The sequence below is a fragment of the Kitasatospora sp. NPDC056446 genome (genome assembly GCF_042796115.1).
Classification (GTDB): Bacteria; Actinomycetota; Actinomycetes; order Streptomycetales; family Streptomycetaceae; genus Kitasatospora.
Window position 1 is genome coordinate 1 of sequence record NZ_JBHTRF010000206.1, and the last position, 1,591, is coordinate 1,591.

At 63.0% G+C, this 1,591-nt stretch carries 1 protein-coding gene; it reads left to right on the forward strand.

From position 1 onward, the window contains the following. Window positions 1-67: 67 nt before the first annotated feature. Window positions 68-1,591: peptidoglycan-binding protein (locus ACFQ6N_RS40690; RefSeq protein WP_380659180.1), on the forward strand; the 1,524-nt coding region annotated here is incomplete at its 3' end.

Genomic DNA, 1,591 nt, shown 5'->3' on the forward strand with positions numbered 1-1,591 from the left:
GCTCAATACACCCAGCCTTCCCGGCGTCACCTCGCTGGGCAAAGACCACGACATCTAGGACGGATGCATGATCTACGGCAATCACAACCTCCGACGAGGCGACCACGATGGCACGCCTGCGAACAACAGGCCGCCTCGCTGGGGTGGCGTCGACAACCCGCCCCCGCCCACGCCTGCGAACGCACAGACACCGCAGAACCAGGGCGGCGCGACGCTGGCGATCCCGCAGCACGTACGCCAGCTCCAGCAGGACCTGCGTACGCTGGGCTTCATGTTCGTCGGCACACCTGATGGTGGATTCGGCCGCGGCACCGAGTGGGCGGTACGAGAGTTCCAGATCTATGCCAGCATGGCCAATGCCGCCCAACTGAACCAGGGACGGCTGCACGGCTGGCAACCCCAGGCAGGCTTGACCGCACCGGAAGTGATGGCACTGGGACTGCGCCCCAATTCCAATCCACCGGAAAGCTATCACGTCGCCTCGCTGGACCGGGTCGCCAACGGATCGCGCTACACCGGCCCGATCAGCGGCGTGATGAACGCCAATACGCGCACAGCGATGGAACACTGGTTGCGCAACAACTATCGTTGCCCGGTGGTCATCGAGGCATGGCAGGTTGCCACCGGCAACAACCAGCGCACTACGCCGTATACCAACGGCGTCAACATCTGGAACTTCGACGAGATCACGCAGGGCACCGTGCGCAATGCCTCCAACCGGGTGGTCGCGCGCGTCCGGATGTTCAGCAGGGACTTCACCGGACACTACACGCTTCCCAACGGTCGCCGTGATGATCAGTACCAGTCGCTGGGCAGCTACGCGCGGTTCATGACCTATGGCGGCCCGATGAGCGAAGTGCCCAACCATACGTGGGCCGAAGCGGAAATGACGCCGGAACGCTTGATCGGTCCAGCGACCACCACGGCAATCCTGGCCGCCACACCCAACGGCGCCGCAGCGTCCACCTATCGTGTTGTGCGTGCCACGGCCGAGCAGGAATGCATGGGCATGTTCGACAGCATCAATGCCTACGATGACGCTCTGGTCTCTCTCGGCCCGTGCCATTGGACCATGGGCCTGATGCCTGCCGGCGGCTACGACAATGGCGAGCTGCCAGGCTTCCTGGCCTACTTCCTGCACCGCAATAAAGCCGACTACCAGCGCTATCTCGGGAATCTGGGTCTTTATCCGGCGACGGCCTGGGCAGGCGTCAACACAGGGCCGCTCTGGGACCGTACGGGCCGGAAGTACGTGGGCTGGATCCGCCATCACGACGAACAGACGCAACCTGCACAGGCGGCCACCGGTCTGGCGCAGCTGCCCATGGTCGACCGGGCGACCCTGGAAGCAAACTATTTCAAGACCTGGCACTGGTTCTATCGCTTGGCCATGATCGGTCGCACCTGCGCGAACTTCCAGCAGGCGATGTGGGATATGGTGCGCTTCCGTATCCGCGATATCCGTTCAGCCCCTATCACGGTCAATGTGGGTGCCGTCCATATCAACGGCACGCTGGGCGATATCTACACATCGGAAAAATCCGTCGCGATCCTGCTTCGGTGGCATATCTTCCGTCCGGGCCACGTGACC